The organism is Pseudoxanthomonas winnipegensis (genome assembly GCF_004283755.1).
Lineage (GTDB): Bacteria > Pseudomonadota > Gammaproteobacteria > Xanthomonadales > Xanthomonadaceae > Pseudoxanthomonas_A > Pseudoxanthomonas_A winnipegensis.
The window spans coordinates 296,955-311,546 of the sequence record NZ_SHMH01000004.1 but is presented as its reverse complement, the minus strand read 5'-3'; the positions used below and the strand labels follow the sequence as shown (position 1 = coordinate 311,546).

Sequence of the window (14,592 nt, the reverse complement as noted above, 5' to 3'; positions counted from 1 at the left end):
TGGCCTACTGGCCCGCCCTCCCCAAGACAAGACAAGACGAGACGAGACGATGGACGACAGCACGCGCGGCTGGATCAACGGCGGGATCGGCGTGGCGATCTTTGCCGGATCGCTGCCGGCCACGCGGATCGCGGTGGCCGGCTTCACCCCGGTATTCCTGACCTGCGCGCGCGCCAGCATCGCCGCCGCGCTCGCCGTGGCGCTGCTGATGCTGCTGCGCCAGTCGCGGCCGCAGCGCCAGCAGCTGGCCAGCCTGGCGGTGGTGGCGCTGGGCGTGGTGGTCGGCTTTCCGCTGCTGACCGCGCTGGCGCTGCAGCAGGTGACCTCGGCCCATTCCCTCGTGTTCGTGGGCCTGCTGCCGCTGTGCACGGCGATCTTCGGCGTGCTGCGCGGTGGCGACCGGCCGCGGCCGGCGTTCTGGGCGTTCTCGCTGCTGGGCAGCGCGCTGGTGGTCGGCTACGCCGCCATGGGCGGGCTGCAGGCCTCGCTGCGCGGCGACCTGCTGATGCTGGCGGCGGTGCTGGTCTGCGGCCTGGGCTATGCCGAAGGCGCGCGGCTCTCGCGCCGGCTCGGCGGCTGGCAGGTGATCAGCTGGGCCTTGGTCCTCGCGCTGCCGCTGATGCTGCCGCTGGCCTGGCTGTCGCGTCCGGACAGCCTGGCGTCGATCACCCCGCCGGCCTGGCTGGGGCTGGGCTACGTGTCGCTCTTCAGCATGCTGATCGGCTTCATCTTCTGGTATCGCGGACTGGCCCAGGGCGGCGTGGCCGCGGTCGGCCAGATCCAGCTGCTGCAGCCGTTCCTGGGCCTGGCGCTGGCCGCCGGCCTGCTGCACGAGCCGGTGCGCGCGAGCATGCTGTGGATCATGGCCGGCGCGGCGATCTGCGTGGCCGGCGCGCGCAGGTTCGCGCACTGACCGGCCGGCGGGCGATCAGGCCAACGTGAGGCGCCAGGCGCGGTGAATCCTGGCGTTGCGCTCGAAGTCCGGGCCGATGGTGCTGGCGCTGATCTCCTCGCACACCGCGAACTCCACCACCGCCGCCTCGTCCAGCCTGAAGCGGCGGAAGTTGTTGGAGAAGTACAGCACCCCGCCCTGCGCCAGCCGCGCCACCGCCGCGCGCAGCAGGCGCACGTGGTCGCGCTGCACGTCAAAGTCCTCGGCGCGTGCGGAGTTGGAGAAGGTCGGCGGGTCGCAGAAGATCAGGTCGTACTGGCCGCGGTCGGCCTCCAGCCAGGCCAGCACGTCGGCCTGCACCAGCTGGTGTCGGGCGCCGCCCAGACCGTTCTCGCGCAGGTTCTCGGCGCACCACTCCAGGTAGGTCGCCGACAGGTCGACGCTGGTGCTGCTGCTGGCGCCGGCCACCGCCGCCTCCACGCTGGCCACGCCGGTATAGCTGAAGAGGTTGAGGAAGCGCCGGCCGCGCGCCTGGGCGGCCATCTGTCCGCGCAGCGGACGGTGGTCCAGGAACAGCCCGGTATCCAGGTAGTCGAACAGGTTCACGCGCAGCCGCGCGCCGTGCTCGCGCACGACGATGAACTCGCCCTGCTGGCCCATGCGTCCGTACTTGCTGCCGCCCTTGCCGCGCGCGCGCGACTTGATCGCCACCTGCTCGCGCGGCACCTCGAACACGGCGCGCACCGCCGAGAGCAGTTCGTTGAAGCGACGCTGCACATCGGCCTCGGGGATGCTGGCCGGCGCGGCGTATTCCTGCACGTGCAGGAAGGTGCGCTGCGCGCCCTCGGCCTCGGTGTAGACGTCCACCGCCGCGGCGTATTCGGGCAGGTCGGCGTCGTAGGCGCGGTAGCAGCTCACGTCCTCGCGCTGGCGCCAGGCCTTGAGCTTCTTGAGGTTCTTGCGCAGCCGGTTGGCGACCATCTGGGCGCCGTCGTTCAACTCCGGTGGCGCGTCGGGGACCACGCGCTGCGGCGGCGCGATCGGGTCGACGAAGATCAGCGCGCACTCGATGGCGCCGTTGAACAGCTGGTACTTCTTCTGCGCGCGCAGGCCGGTGGCCATGGCCAGATCGGCGCTGCCGCACAGCAGGCTGGCGCGCCAGTCGGGCACGGCCTGGCGCAGGCCATCGCCCAGCGCACGGTAGAGCGCGGCGTCGGCCGCCAGGCGTTCGTCGTAGGGCGGGTTGCACACCACCACGCCGCGGCGGATCGGCGGCGCCGACAGCTGCGCCACGTCGCTCACGCTGAAGGCGATGGCGTCCTCGACGCCGGCCTCGCGCGCGCTGGCGCGGGCGGCCTCGATGGCGCGCGGGTCGATGTCGCTGCCGAAGGCGACCTGGCCCAGTTTGGCGCGGCCGGCGGCCTCGCGCGTGCGCGCCTGGTCCAGCAGCACGCGCCACTGCTCGGCGTCGAAGCCCAGCCAGCGCGACGGCGGCAGGCTGCCATGGCGCTGCAGGCCCGGCGCCACGTCGGCGGCCATCAGCACGCCTTCGATCAGCAGCGTGCCGCTGCCGCACATCGGGTCGAGCAGGCCGCCCCCGCCGGCGTAGGACTGCAGCCAGCCGCCGCGCAGCAGCACGGCGGCGGCCAGGTTCTCCTTCAGCGGCGCCTCGTTGCGCACCTGGCGCCATCCGCGCCGGTGCAGCGGCCCGCCACCCAGGTCGATCGACACCGTCGCCCGGCCCTTGCGCAGCGAGAAGTTGATGCGCACGTCCGGCTCGTCCACGTCCACCGACGGCCGTTCGAAGCCCTCTGCGCGCAGGTGATCGACGATGGCGTCCTTGATCCGCTGCGCAGCGAAGCGCGCATGCGTGATCGCCTCGCCGGACACGTGCGCGTCCACCGCCAAGGTCAACTCGGAGGTGAGGTGCCGCGTCCATGGCAGCGCGAAGATGCCGTCGTACAGCGCGTCCTGGTCGGGGCATTCGAACTCGCCGATCGGCCACAGCACGCGGCTGGCCAGGCGCGACCACAGCACTGCGCGCTGCGCATCGTGCAGCGTGCCCTCGGCGTTGACGCCCGAGACGGTGGCCGTGGCCTTGGCCGCACCCAGCGCGGTCAGCTCGTCGACCAGCAGGTACTCCAGGCCCTTGGCGCAGGAAACGTAGAACTTCATAAAAAGCCAGGCGTGAGTGAAGAGGGGTGAGGCGTGCGTGAGATCGAGCGCGAGGGAGGTGGAGAAGATTGTTGCGGTGACTCGCTCCTCACTGCGCTCCGCTCACTCCCGCCTAAAGCCCGGCCAGCAACTCGCCGAACGCGGCCGCGGCCGCGTCGACATGGTTGGCCAGGCGATGGTCGTCGTTGACCAGCAGCAGGCGGGCGCGGCGGGCCTGGGCCCAGTCGATGACATTGCGGGCGGGGATCAGCTCGTCGTCCCAGCCGTGGATGACCGACAGCGGCACCTGCGCCGCGTCCAGGGCGGGCATCGGCCCCAGCGCGGTCGGCGGCGCCATCAGGAACAGGCCGTGCACCGGCACCTGCAGCGACACCTGGGCCGAGGTATAGGCGCCGAGGCTGGAGCCGACCAGCACCAGCGGCCCCTTGCGTGCGGCGGCCTCGGCCAGCGTGCGCAGGCGCGCCAGGCGCGCGCCGACATCGCCGAGCTGGCTCAGGTCGCTGCGCGCGTCCAGATCGGTGAAGTCCGGCCGCTCGCTGGTCCAGCCGGCGGCCTGGGCGACCTGCGCCAGCGCGGTGACCTTGGTCGCGTCCGGCCCGCTCTCGAAGCCGTGCGAGAGGATGACGTGGCCGCGGATCACAGCGGCACCACCGCATCGCCCACCGCGAAGCTGCCGCCTTCGATGATGCGCGCGCACAGGCCGCCATGGCCACGCATGGCGTTGTAGCCGCCGGCGCCCAGTGCGTCCTCCATGCGCGAGCACGGATCGCACGGCTCGGTGCCTTCCAGCACCACGCTGCCGATACGGAAGCGGCGCTCCTTCAGCGCGATCAGCGGCAGGCCGCGCACCACCACATTGCGCCGCAGGGTGGCCGCCTGCACCGCGTCCAGCCCGGCCAGCGTGGCGATCACGGGCAGATGCTCGGCCTGGATCAGGGTCAGCCCGCGCTTGCCGCTGCCGCCCTTGTAGCGATCGCCTTCCAGCCCGCCGCCGGTGCTGGCCTGGACGCGCGCGACCGCCTGCATCGGCACATCGCGCGCCGGGCGCAGCCCGATCCATTCCACCGTGCCCGGGCGCGGCAGGGTGGCCATCAGCCTGGCCAGGGGGGAGTCGGGATTGAGCGGCATGCGGATCGGACGCGATAGGCGGCGCCTGGCGCCGGGGACGCGCAGTTTACCCCGCCCTCGCCCGCGGCCCGCCCGTGTAGCATCGGCGCCCATGCCCGATGCCTTGCCGATCACCGCCGATCCCCTGCCCTACCAGGACCTGCTGGAGGCGCGGCCCCTGGAGCGGATCGACCTGGTGGTCATCCATTGCACCGAGCTGCCGGACCTGGCCACCGCGCGCCACTACGGCGAACAGCCGCGCTATGCCTCGGGCACCGGCAACAGCGGGCACTGGTACATCGACCGCGACGGCGGCGTGCAGCAGTGGATCGCGCCCGAACGCGTCGCCCACCATGTGCGTGGCCTCAACGCGCGCAGCGTCGGCATCGAACTGGTCAACCGCGGGCGCTACCCGCATTGGCTGCACGCCGATCACCAGGCGATGGACGAGCCCTATCCCGACGGCCAGATCGAGGCCTTGCTCGCCTTGCTCGACCGGCTGCGGCAGACGCTGCCGTCCCTGCGCTGGATCGCCGGACACGAGGACCTGGACACCGCCCAGGTGCCCGCCGAGGACGCCCCTACGCGGCTGGTCGCACGCAAGCGCGATCCGGGGCCGCTGTTCCCGTGGGAACGCGTCCTGGCGCGCGCGGGGCTGGAGCGGTTGGTGCCCTGAGCGACGGGCGGTGGTGTTGCGGTTGCGCTTCGCGCTGCGAACCCAACGCTCGTCATCCCCGCGAACGCAGGGATCCATGGACTTCCGTGCAGGCCCCGCAACGTCCATGGGTTCCCGCTTTCGCGGGAACGACGGTAGAAGGGTTCGCTCGAGGCTTCGCGCTGCAAACTCAACAGTCGTCATCCCCGCGAATGCGGGGATCCAGGGACTTCCGCGCAGGTCGCGCAACGTTCATGGGTTCCCGCTTTCGCGGGAACGACGATAGGAAGATTCGCTCGAGGCTGCACGCTGCGAACCCAACAGCCGTCATCCCCGCGAACGCGGGGATCCAGGGACTTCCGCGCAGGCCCCGCACCGTCCATGGGTTCCCGCTTTCGCGCGAACGACGGTAGGGAGGTTGTTGCGGCGCCAGCGCCGCTTCGCCGCCCGACCCGACTCAGCCCTGCGCCACGCGCCGTGCCCATTGCACGATCTGCGCCGCCTGCAGCGCGCCGGACTGCCGGCCGAGCTCGCGCCCATGCAGGAACACCGCCATCGTCGGAATGCTGCGGATAGCGAAGCGCGCGCCCAGCACCGGCTGCGCCTCGGTGTCGACCTTGGCCAGGCGCATGCGCGGCTCCAGCTGCTTGGCGGCGGCCTCGAACTGCGGCGCCATCACCCGGCACGGCCCGCACCACGGTGCCCAGAAATCCACCAGCAGCGGCAAATCGCTGTCGCGCGCATGCAGGTCGAACGTGCCGGCGTCCAGCGCCAGCGGATGCCCGGTGAACAAGGCCTGGTGGCAGCGCCCGCAGGTCGGCGCCTCGGCCAGGCGTTCGGCCGGCACGCGGTTGCGCGCCTGGCAGTGCGGGCAGGCGATCAGCAGCGGCGCGCTCACAACACCGCCTCGGCCGGCGCCTGACCCAGCAGCAGCTGGCCCTGCGCGTCGCGCACCTCGACCTGCACATCGATGCCCTGGCGCACGCTCTGGGTCACGGTGCAGAAGTCCTCGAAGGTCGCCAGCACGCGCTCCAGATGCGCATAGTCCGCGCTGCCTTCGGGCAGTTGCAGCGTGGCCAGGGCGCGCGGCAGGCGCAGCCGGCCGTCGGCATTGCGCTCGGTGACCGCGCTGATCGAGGCGCGCAGCCGGCCCGGCGCGTTCTTGTACTTGCGCAGCGCGAACAGCAGGCTGGCCGAGAGGCAGTTGACGATCGCGGCCAGCAGCAGATGCGAGGGCCGCGGCCCCTGGTCATGGCCCAGCGGCGCGCCTTCGTCGGACAGCACGTCGGGCACATCGAGGCCTTCGAAGTGAAGCCGGAACACGAAGTCCTGCTCCTGCTCCAGCACGACGGTGATCGGGGTGGCGGTGCTCATGGCGGGCCTGGCCTGGCGATGCGGGAGGCCAGCCTACTCCGCTCATCGTGTGACCGACGCGCAGCCGGGCGAACGCTCCGTCGCATGCGCTCTCACCTCCGGCGCGACCGTGGCGCGCGATACTCGGCGCTCATGCCCGATCGAGAGACATCCTCGCGATGACACGCCTGCTCCCCCGCCTGCTGCGCGCAGGCCTGGTCCTGTTCGCCGCCACCGCCGCGCTGGCCGCGCAGGCGGCCGACTCCGCGCCGGTCACCGTGTTCGCCGCCGCCAGCCTGAAGGAATCGATGGACCAGGCCGCCGCGCTCTACCAGAAGACCACCGGCACGCCGGTCACCGTGTCCTACGCGGCCAGCTCGACGCTGGCGCGCCAGATCGAACAGGGCGCCCCGGCCGACGTGTTCGTCTCGGCCGACCTGGAATGGATGGACTATCTGCAGCAGCGCGCGCTGATCGACCCGGCCAGCCGCCGCAACCTGCTCGGCAACACCCTGGTGCTGGTCGCGCCCAAGGCCAGCACCGCGCAGGTCAGGCTCACCCAGCCCGGCGCGCTGGACAAGGCGCTGGGCGATGGCCGCCTGGCGGTCGGCCAGGTCAACGCCGTGCCCGCCGGCAAGTACGCCAAGGCGGCGCTGACCTCGCTGCGGCTGTGGGACGGCGTGCAGGGCCGGCTGGCCGAATCGGACAGCGTGCGCTCGGCCCTGCTGCTGGTCTCGCGCGGCGAGTCGCCGCTGGGCATCGTCTACGGCTCCGACGCGGCGGCCGATGCCAACGTGCGCGTGGTCGACACCTTCCCCGCCTCCAGCCATCCGGCCATCGTCTATCCGGTGGCCACGCTCAAGGCCGGCACCGCGCCGGCGCGCGCGGCCTTCGTGCAGTGGCTGGGCACCGCGCCGGCGCAGGCGATCTTCCGCCAGCATGGCTTCACGGTCCTGCCGTAACGCGTGTTCGGTTTCTCGCCCGAAGAACTCACCGCCATCGCCCTGAGCCTGAAGGTGGCGGCCGTGGCCGCCGTCTGCAGCCTGCCGGCGGCCATCGCCGTGGCCTGGCTGCTGGCGCGCCGGCGCTTCCCTGGGCGGGCGCTGCTCGATGCGCTGGTGCATCTGCCGCTGGTGCTGCCGCCGGTGGTGGTGGGTTATGCGCTGCTGGTGACGCTGGGCACGCGCGGGGCGATCGGGGCCTGGCTGCTGGAGCACTTCGGCCTGCGCTTCGCCTTCCGCTGGACCGGTGCGGCGGTGGCCTGCGCGGTCATGGGCTTCCCGCTGATGGTGCGCGCCATCCGCCTGTCGATCGAACAGGTCGACCGCCGCCTGGAGCACGCCGCCGCGACCCTGGGCGCGCCGCCGTGGAAGGTGTTCGCCACCATCACCCTGCCCCTGGCCTGGCCCGGGCTGGTCGCCGGCGCGGTGCTGGCCTTCGCCAAGGCGCTGGGGGAGTTCGGCGCCACCATCACCTTCGTCTCCAACATCCCCGGCCAGACGCAGACCATGTCCGCCGCCATCTACGGCCTGCTGCAGGTGCCCGGCGCGGAGGCCGGTATCTGGCGCCTGGCGGCGGTGTCGGTGTGCATCTCGCTGGCCGCGCTGGTGCTGTCCGAGTGGCTGGTGCGCCGCCAGCGCGGGCGTGAGACCGAGGTGCTGTGATGCTGGATGCGGACCTGCAGCTGCAGCGCGGCCAGTTCACCCGCCATGTGCGCATCCACAGCGATGCGCGCCTGCTGGCGCTGGCCGGCCCTTCCGGCGCGGGCAAGACCAGCGTGCTCAACGCCATCGCCGGGCTGCTGCGACCCGTGGCCGGGCGCATCGTGGTCGATGGCGCGGTGCTGTTCGACAGCGCGCGCGGCATCGACGTGCCGGTGCATCGGCGCCGCATCGGCTATGTGTTCCAGGATGCGCGCCTGTTCCCGCACCTGGATGTGCGCGGCAACCTGCGCTACGGCACGCACGGGCGCAGCGCCGGCGCGCGCTTCGGCTTCGAGGCGGTGGTCGAGCTGCTGGGCATCGGCCCGCTGCTGCAGCGGCGGCCGCGCAATCTCTCCGGCGGCGAGGCCCAGCGCGTGGCAATCGGCCGCGCCCTGCTGTCGCAGCCGGCCCTGCTGCTGCTGGATGAGCCGCTGTCCGCCCTGGATCCCGCGCGGCGCGGCGAACTGATCCCCTATCTGCGCGGCGTGCGCACCGAACTGCAGCTGCCCATGCTCTACGTCAGCCACCAGCCCGATGAAGTGCAGCAGCTGGCCGATGCTGTGCACATGCTGGACTGACACGCCGTGAACGGCCGGCGCGGTGCAATGGCGGTCCGCTGTCGCTGTGCAAGGCCCGCATGAAAACGCCCACCAAAGAGGACTTCCCCGTACACCAGGTGCGGCGCTTCCTCGAGCCCGGGCCGGTGGTGCTGGTCAGCAGCGCGCACGCCGGCGCACGCGACATCATGACCATGGGCTGGCACATGATGGTGGAGTTCTCGCCCTCGCTGCTGGCCTGCGTGATCGCCAACGGCAACCGCAGCTTCGAGCTGGTGCGCGCCAGCCGCCAGTGCGTGATCAATCTGCCGACCGAGGCGCTGCTGGACACGGTGGTGCGCATCGGCAACTGCAGCGGTAGCGAGGTCGACAAGTTCGAGGCCTTCGGCCTGACCGCCCAGCCGGCGAGCCAGGTCCAGGCGCCGCTGATCGCCGAGTGCCACGCCAGCTTTGAGTGCCGCCTGCACGATGACCGGCTGGTGGAACGGCACAACCTGTTCGTCTGGGAAGTCGTCAAGGCGCACGTGGCGCCGACGCCGAAGATCCCGCGCACCGTGCACTACCGCGGCGACGGCAAGTTCATGGTGTCCGGCCCCGAACGCTCACGCCGCGGCCTGTTCAAGCCGGAGATGCTTTAACGCCTCGCAGGGCCCTGTGTGGGAGCCGCCATGGCGGCGATGAGGCTTTTTCGGCAAAGCCCCTCGCCGCCGTTGGCCCAAAAGGCCACAAGGGCGGCTCCCACCTGTAGAGCGGAGCTCGCTCCGCTGCTCTTCGTTCGGTTCGTGGGGAAGGCCCGAGCGGAGCGAGCTCCGCTCTACAGAAGGGCGGCTGCTGGAGTTGAGGAAGCAGTTGCTTCCGCCCAGCCGCACAAAGACGGTCACCGCCCTCCCACACCGCCCCGCTCCACATGCACACGCCCCTGCTCCACCTCGAAGGTGAAGGCATACAGCAGCGTCACCGGCACCGGCTCGACCGACTGTGCGCCGTCGCAGCGCTCCGGATCGGCCGGCGGATGCTCGGCGCTGAAATGGCAGACGGCGGCCGGCTCGAAGCGCCATTGCCGCACCTGCACGAGCATCGCCTGCACCAGATCCGCATTGTCCGGCTGCGCGCCGGCGGCGCATTCGGCGCGGTCGGCGAGCGGCTCGGCACGCAGCACCTCGCCGCGCGCATCGAGGATCACGCGCGCGCAGACCGTGGTCGGTGCCAGCGTCTGCCGCGGCGAGTCGGCGGGTAGCGCGGGGTTGTCGGCTCGCACCGGCTGCGGCATGCGGAACACCTCGGTCGGCGCCAGCGCATAGCGCTCGATCTTGCCGGCGCCATCGCCGCCTTCGGGTGTCAGCATGCGCTGATCGACATTGGCATTGCGGACCAGGGTGTCCTCCGCCGGGTCGAGCGGATGCGTGGCGCAGGCAGAGAGCAGCAGCGTCAGCGCGGAGATCGTGGCGAAGTGCAGAGGCCACGATGGGGCTCCGCTGGTAAGGCCCCGATCGCCGCCATGGCGGCTCCCACGAGAGCGGGCGGGCCGGAGACTGTTGGGGGGCGTGGTCATCAGCGACTCGCCACTAAGTGGGAAGGCGCTGCGATGTCTGCCACGGCGCCCCCACCGAAGGCGGGCTCACGCAAGCTGGAAGGCGCTGACGCGACGCCTTGGTGCGACGCAGAGGGCGCGGATGGCTCATCCAGATCGAAGTCGATCGGCACGCGCATGCGATGGGCGACCGGCCGGCCCTGCTCCAGGACCGGCTTGAACTTCCACTTGCGGACCGCTTCCACCGAGACGGCGTCGAACACGCCCGCAGGCCTGGATTCTTCCACCTGCACGTCCTGCACCGAACCGTCGGCCGCGACATCGACCAGCATCACCACACGCCCGGAAATGCCGTTGTTCGCGGCCTCCTTGGGATAGCGCGGCGGCGCATGCTGGGAATAGTCGAAGGACGATGTCTCTTCCGCTTGCGCCTGCTCAGGCGCACGCGCCACCTGCTTACGCGCCACCGGCGTTGCCGCCGCAGCGCGACGGGCGGGGACATCCAGCGCGCGCACCCGCACCGACAACGCCACATCGTGCGCGGCGCCCTGCACCGGGCCGGTCTTCAGCTTGAGCGAGGCCGCCTCGCCAAGGCGCGCGATCAGCAGCACCGGCCCGGCCATGTCGGCACCGTCCCGCAATAGCCGGGCATGCACCTTGGCTTGGCCAGGGGCATCGGGCTCGACGCTCAGCTCGCCGCGCCAGCGGTGTCCGGCCTGGGTGTCGATGGCAAACGCGAACGGCACACCGGCCGCGCTGTGCATCTCCAGCGCGTGGCGCTCGCCGTCCACCTCGATCTGCAGGTTCGCGCCGTACTGCGCGGCGGCCGCCGCCGCCGCATGCGCCGACGGCGCAGCCGCCGACTGCTGCGCCCAGGCCACATAGCCACCGCCGGCGAACAGCGCCAGCAGCAGGACAGCGGACAGACGCGTCTGCCAACGACGGGGACTGGGACGTTTCAACATGGCGATCCGCTCCTTGATCGGGTGTGTATGCCAGTGGCAGCCCACCGGCAGGGCGAAGACATCCAGCTGCGTCTTCAACATGGCCTGCGCATACGCCCGCCGCGCCCGTGGATGCCGCCGCAGCACGCGCGCATCGCAGGCCAGCTCCTGGTCCTGGCGATAGCACGCCACCGCCCAGTGCAGCAGCGGGTTGAACCAGTAAACGCAGCGCAGCAGCGCCACCAGCGCATTGCAGGGCAGATCGCCGCGGGCGATGTGCTGACGCTCGTGCGCCACCACCAGGGCGCGTTCGTCCGCGTCGTAGCGATGCAGGAAATCCGCCGGCAGCACGATGCGCGGGCGTAGCACGCCGGTCACCGCCGGCAGCCCCGCGCTGATCGCGGCCACGCGCACGCCGTGGGCATGCACGCGCAGCCGGCCGAGCCGGCGCAGGAACCTGCGCTGCTGCCACAGCTGCAGGCCGGCCATCGCCAAAGCGCCGCTCAGCCAGAGCACGAGCAGCACCGGCATCCACGGCACAGCCGCATCCGCCGGCGCGACGGCGACGCTCTGCACGCTGCCGACCCGCACGGCCATCGGCATCAGCGCCATCGAACGCACCGGCGCCGGCAGCAGCACGGTGATCAAGGCCACGGGCATCAATGCCCACAGCGCGTAAGCGGCCCCGGCGCCGAAGGCGGCGCGCATCGGTCGGCGCAGCAACAGCACCACCACCAGCGCGGCGCTGGTGGCCAGCGTCGTCTCGCCCAGCCACGCCATCAGCTCACTGCTCATCGTCCAGCTCCTGGACCAGGCGCTTGAGTTCGGCGATGTCCTGTGCCGAGAGCTTGCCGCGCTGCGAGAAATGCGCCACCAGCGGCGCCACGCGCCCGCCGAACACCCGCTCCAGCAGGCCCTCGCTCTGCTGCTGCACCCACACCTGGCGTGTGAGCACCGGCGAGTAGAGATAGCGGCGCCCTTCCTTGGCCGCCTGGATCGCGCCCTTGTTGAACAGGCGGTTGAGCAGGGTCTTGATGGTCGGCTCGGCCCAGTCGTTGCGGCTGGCCAGCGCGGCGACCACCTCGTCGGCACCCAGCGGGCTGCGTTCCCACAGCACTTCCATCACCACCGCCTCGGCCTCGCTGATCGCCATGTCGTTTACACCTGTAATTTTTTTTGAAATTACGCGCGTAATCGAACCGATGTCAAGCGTCGCGGGCCGCACCCGACGAACGGCGATGTGCATTTACCTGAAACGCGAAAGCGCCGGACCAGCCGGCGCTTTCGCGGACAGGAGGCGGACCGAACGCGTCCGCCGAATCAGCTCAGAAGCGCCACTCCAGGCTGGCCGTGGTGTTGCGCGGCGCGCCGTAGTAGCCGATCTGGTACAGGCTGCCGATGTACTTGCGGTCGGTGATGTTGCGCGCATTCACGCGCAGGGTCAGGTCGCGGGTGATGTCCCAGCCGACGAAGGCATCGAGCACGGTGTGCGCGTCCTGGCTGACCGTATAGCCGGTATAGCTGTCCGGGCCGGAGACGGTCTTGTCCTGCCAGCGGCCGCTGAGGCCGAAGGACAGCGCGCTGTAGCTGGGCAGGCGCGCGCTGATGGCCAGGTTGGCCGTGTTGCGCGGCACCCAGGGATAGGTGTCATCGCCCTGCTCGCCATCCATCTTCAGGTGCGTATAGCCGAACACCAGGTCGAGGTAGTCGTTGACCTTGCCGGTGACCTCCAGCTCGACGCCCTTGGATTCCACGTCGGCCGGCTCGTAGTAGTACTGGCCGTTGGCCGGGTTCAGCCCGCGCGAGACGGCCAGGCCATCCTGCTTGGCATCGAACACCGCCAGCGTGGTCAGCAGGCGCTGGTCCAGCCAGTTGGCCTTGACGCCGACCTCGTAGTTCTTGCCCTTGGTCGGCGGCAGGTAGTTCTGGCGGATGTCCTGCTGGTCCTGCGGCTGGTAGATGTCCGAATAGCTGACATAGCCCAGCACGTCCGGGGTGAAGTCCCAGGTCAGGCCGGCATAGGGGCTGGTATGGCTGTCGCTCTGCTCGAAGTACGCACCGCCGGCCAGGCCGTTGCGCGAGAACGAGGTGTAATTGAAGCCCAGCACCGTCTTCAGGCGCTCGGTCAGCGAGACATGCGTGGCGCCATAGGCGCGCTTGACGTGCTGGTTGAGCGAGTCCTGCGGCTGCGGCGCGGCCCAGAGCGGCTCGGGCACGACATCGCCGGCATAGGGGAACCCGGGCAGCGGCTCGAAGCCGGACAGCGCCGACCAGTAATGCCCACCGCTTTCGCTCTGGGCCAGGCTGAAGCCCAGCATCGCCTCCTGCGGACGGCCGAACAGCGCGTAGGTCCCGTTGAGCTCGACCGTGCCCAGGTTGGCGGTGACCTTGTCGCGCCCCTTGTACGGATAGCCGTTCAATCCTTCGCCGGTGACCGGATCCAGGCCGGTCGTGGTGTAGGCGAAGAACAGCTGATCGTCCTCGGTGCTGCGCCGGTAGTTGTAGGCCACCTTCAGCTTCCAGTCCGGGCTGAGCTGCTGGGCGTACTCGACGAAGCCGGTCTGGTTGTTGGTGTTCCAGTAGGTCCAGTCCTGGGTGGTGGAGGCGCTGCGCGGCCAGCCGATCTGGCCGCCGCCGACGGTGTTGAAGGTCAGCGCACCCCACATGTTGCCGGTGCTGTTGGCCTGCTGCCACGAGTAGCCCGCAGTCAGCGTGCCGTTCTCGCCGATCTGGCCGTCGACCACGCCGTAGAGGAAGGTGCGCTCCTTGTCGTAGTCGCGCAGGTAAGAGCCGCCGTCCTCGTGCGCGGCGACCACGCGCACCGCCCAGCTGCCGTCGGTGGTGATCGGCGAGGAGTAGTCCACCTGCTCGCGCCTGGTGTTCCACGCGCCGTAGCTGACCCCGACCGAGCCCTGCTCGTCGTTGGTCGGCCGCTTGCGCACGTAGTTGATCGTGCCGGCCGCATTGCCCACGCCGGTCAGCAGGCCGTTGGCGCCGCGGATCACCTCGATCTTGTCGTAGCCGTAGGAATCCATCGCCCCGGTAACGATGCCCCAGCCGTTGGGCAGGCCGATGCCGTCGATCTGCGTGTTCTCGATCTCGAAGCCGCGCGAGAGATAGTTGGTGCGGTTGGTCTCCCACTCCTCAACCTGGATGCCGGTCGCCAGGCGCAGCGCATCGTTGAGCGTGTTGGCGCCGAAGGCGTCCATCTGCTCGCGGCTGATGACGCTGATCGACTGCGGCGTGTCCTTGATCGCCAGGTCCAGGTTGGTGGCGCCGTTGCTGACGCGCTGCGCGCGCTGGGAGACCACCAGGATCTTGTCCAGGTCCTGGGCCTGGTCGGCGTCGGCCGGACCACCCTGCGTCTGAGCCTGCGCGGACAGCGCCAGGGCCAGGCCCGCGGCCAGGACGGAACAGCGCGGCAGCGGCCGGCGGGGAAGGCGAAGGGAGGCGCGGGCGAAAGGCATGGGGAGGATCCGATGGCTGATGCAGGACGCACCGGGCCGGGCGTCGTGCCAGCCGGGGCGAGAGGGGGTTGGGCGCGCAGGCGGGCGAGCGGCTGGCCGGCGCGGGCCGGGGCCGCGTCCATGGCGGCGCCCGGGATGACAGTATCTTAATGAAAACCATTCGCATTTTACAGCGCGTCATGGCAGACACCACCTGGACAGCCGGCAC

Annotated in this window: 15 protein-coding genes; 6 read left to right on the top strand and 9 right to left on the bottom strand. The window is 70.8% G+C overall.

Features of this window, described 5'->3' with window-relative positions; all coding sequences use genetic code 11:
• Positions 1-49: 49 nt before the first annotated feature.
• Positions 50-913 (top strand): DMT family transporter, encoded by an 864-nt coding sequence (locus EAT51_RS09860; protein WP_130561573.1) that lies wholly within the window; start codon positions 50-52, stop codon positions 911-913.
• Between the two features lie 15 nt (positions 914-928).
• Here EAT51_RS09860 and rlmKL read toward each other — a convergent pair whose 3' ends face one another.
• From rlmKL to EAT51_RS09845, 3 genes are all read right to left on the bottom strand, one after another.
• Positions 929-3,067, bottom strand: a complete 2,139-nt coding sequence (rlmKL, locus tag EAT51_RS09855) for a bifunctional 23S rRNA (guanine(2069)-N(7))-methyltransferase RlmK/23S rRNA (guanine(2445)-N(2))-methyltransferase RlmL (RefSeq protein WP_130561572.1) — start codon at positions 3,065-3,067, stop codon at positions 929-931.
• A 112-nt stretch (positions 3,068-3,179) separates the two neighbouring features.
• Positions 3,180-3,707: a YqiA/YcfP family alpha/beta fold hydrolase gene (locus tag EAT51_RS09850; RefSeq protein ID WP_130517428.1), complete on the bottom strand. Its 528-nt coding sequence runs from the start codon at positions 3,705-3,707 to the stop codon at positions 3,180-3,182.
• Positions 3,704-4,195, bottom strand: coding sequence for an MOSC domain-containing protein (locus tag EAT51_RS09845; RefSeq protein ID WP_130517426.1), 492 nt, complete (start codon positions 4,193-4,195; stop codon positions 3,704-3,706). The genes EAT51_RS09850 and EAT51_RS09845 overlap by 4 nt, the downstream gene beginning before the upstream one ends.
• 91 nt (positions 4,196-4,286) lie before the next feature.
• Between EAT51_RS09845 and EAT51_RS09840 the strand changes: the two genes are divergently transcribed.
• Positions 4,287-4,850, top strand: a complete 564-nt coding sequence (locus EAT51_RS09840) for an N-acetylmuramoyl-L-alanine amidase (RefSeq protein WP_130517425.1) — start codon at positions 4,287-4,289, stop codon at positions 4,848-4,850.
• A gap of 436 nt (positions 4,851-5,286) precedes the next feature.
• Here EAT51_RS09840 and trxC read toward each other — a convergent pair whose 3' ends face one another.
• On the bottom strand, positions 5,287-5,727 hold the full coding sequence (gene trxC / locus EAT51_RS09835) for a thioredoxin TrxC (RefSeq protein WP_130517423.1): 441 nt from the start codon (positions 5,725-5,727) through the stop codon (positions 5,287-5,289).
• The gene (locus tag EAT51_RS09830) at positions 5,724-6,203 is read right to left on the bottom strand and encodes an OsmC family protein (RefSeq protein ID WP_130561571.1); all 480 of its coding nucleotides are present in this window, start codon (positions 6,201-6,203) and stop codon (positions 5,724-5,726) included. Before EAT51_RS09830 ends, trxC begins: the two co-directional genes overlap by 4 nt.
• A 158-nt stretch (positions 6,204-6,361) precedes the next feature.
• On the opposite strand from EAT51_RS09830, the gene modA reads away from it, so the two are divergent.
• From modA to EAT51_RS09810, 4 genes are read left to right on the top strand one after another with little or no spacing between them, the layout of a single operon-like run.
• Entirely contained in the window at positions 6,362-7,144 is a 783-nt protein-coding gene (gene modA / locus EAT51_RS09825) for a molybdate ABC transporter substrate-binding protein (protein WP_130561570.1), read from the top strand.
• A 3-nt stretch (positions 7,145-7,147) separates the two neighbouring features.
• Positions 7,148-7,846: a molybdate ABC transporter permease subunit gene (modB, locus tag EAT51_RS09820; protein ID WP_130528537.1), complete on the top strand. Its 699-nt coding sequence runs from the start codon at positions 7,148-7,150 to the stop codon at positions 7,844-7,846.
• Positions 7,846-8,463 carry a molybdenum ABC transporter ATP-binding protein gene (modC, locus tag EAT51_RS09815; protein ID WP_130561569.1) on the top strand — a complete coding sequence of 206 codons (618 nt, stop codon included), beginning with the start codon at positions 7,846-7,848 and terminating at the stop codon, positions 8,461-8,463. The genes modB and modC overlap by 1 nt, the downstream gene beginning before the upstream one ends.
• A 59-nt stretch (positions 8,464-8,522) precedes the next feature.
• The gene (locus tag EAT51_RS09810; protein WP_130517413.1) at positions 8,523-9,080 is read left to right on the top strand and encodes a flavin reductase family protein; all 558 of its coding nucleotides are present in this window, start codon (positions 8,523-8,525) and stop codon (positions 9,078-9,080) included.
• A 239-nt stretch (positions 9,081-9,319) separates the two neighbouring features.
• On the opposite strand, the gene EAT51_RS09805 is transcribed toward EAT51_RS09810, so the two are convergent.
• From EAT51_RS09805 to EAT51_RS09790, 4 genes are all read right to left on the bottom strand, one after another.
• Complete coding sequence (locus EAT51_RS09805) at positions 9,320-9,994, bottom strand: hypothetical protein (protein WP_425599569.1); 675 nt, start codon at positions 9,992-9,994, stop codon at positions 9,320-9,322.
• Positions 9,994-11,712 (bottom strand): TonB family protein, encoded by a 1,719-nt coding sequence (locus EAT51_RS09800; RefSeq protein ID WP_130561568.1) that lies wholly within the window; start codon positions 11,710-11,712, stop codon positions 9,994-9,996. The genes EAT51_RS09805 and EAT51_RS09800 overlap by 1 nt, the downstream gene beginning before the upstream one ends.
• Positions 11,702-12,070 (bottom strand): BlaI/MecI/CopY family transcriptional regulator, encoded by a 369-nt coding sequence (locus EAT51_RS09795; protein WP_130561567.1) that lies wholly within the window; start codon positions 12,068-12,070, stop codon positions 11,702-11,704. Before EAT51_RS09795 ends, EAT51_RS09800 begins: the two co-directional genes overlap by 11 nt.
• A gap of 172 nt (positions 12,071-12,242) precedes the next feature.
• Positions 12,243-14,384 (bottom strand): TonB-dependent siderophore receptor, encoded by a 2,142-nt coding sequence (locus tag EAT51_RS09790; RefSeq protein ID WP_130561566.1) that lies wholly within the window; start codon positions 14,382-14,384, stop codon positions 12,243-12,245.
• Positions 14,385-14,592 lie beyond the last annotated feature (208 nt).

Coding starts and splice junctions, on each gene's coding strand:
- EAT51_RS09860 (WP_130561573.1), top strand. CDS start 50: ATGGACGACAGCACGCGCGGCTGGATCAACGGCGGGATCGGCGTGGCG.
- rlmKL (WP_130561572.1), bottom strand. CDS start 3,067: ATGAAGTTCTACGTTTCCTGCGCCAAGGGCCTGGAGTACCTGCTGGTC.
- EAT51_RS09845 (WP_130517426.1), bottom strand. CDS start 4,195: ATGCCGCTCAATCCCGACTCCCCCCTGGCCAGGCTGATGGCCACCCTG.
- EAT51_RS09840 (WP_130517425.1), top strand. CDS start 4,287: ATGCCCGATGCCTTGCCGATCACCGCCGATCCCCTGCCCTACCAGGAC.
- EAT51_RS09830 (WP_130561571.1), bottom strand. CDS start 6,203: ATGAGCACCGCCACCCCGATCACCGTCGTGCTGGAGCAGGAGCAGGAC.
- modA (WP_130561570.1), top strand. CDS start 6,362: ATGACACGCCTGCTCCCCCGCCTGCTGCGCGCAGGCCTGGTCCTGTTC.
- modC (WP_130561569.1), top strand. CDS start 7,846: ATGCTGGATGCGGACCTGCAGCTGCAGCGCGGCCAGTTCACCCGCCAT.
- EAT51_RS09810 (WP_130517413.1), top strand. CDS start 8,523: ATGAAAACGCCCACCAAAGAGGACTTCCCCGTACACCAGGTGCGGCGC.
- EAT51_RS09805 (WP_425599569.1), bottom strand. CDS start 9,994: ATGACCACGCCCCCCAACAGTCTCCGGCCCGCCCGCTCTCGTGGGAGC.
- EAT51_RS09800 (WP_130561568.1), bottom strand. CDS start 11,712: ATGAGCAGTGAGCTGATGGCGTGGCTGGGCGAGACGACGCTGGCCACC.
- EAT51_RS09795 (WP_130561567.1), bottom strand. CDS start 12,070: ATGGCGATCAGCGAGGCCGAGGCGGTGGTGATGGAAGTGCTGTGGGAA.
- EAT51_RS09790 (WP_130561566.1), bottom strand. CDS start 14,384: ATGCCTTTCGCCCGCGCCTCCCTTCGCCTTCCCCGCCGGCCGCTGCCG.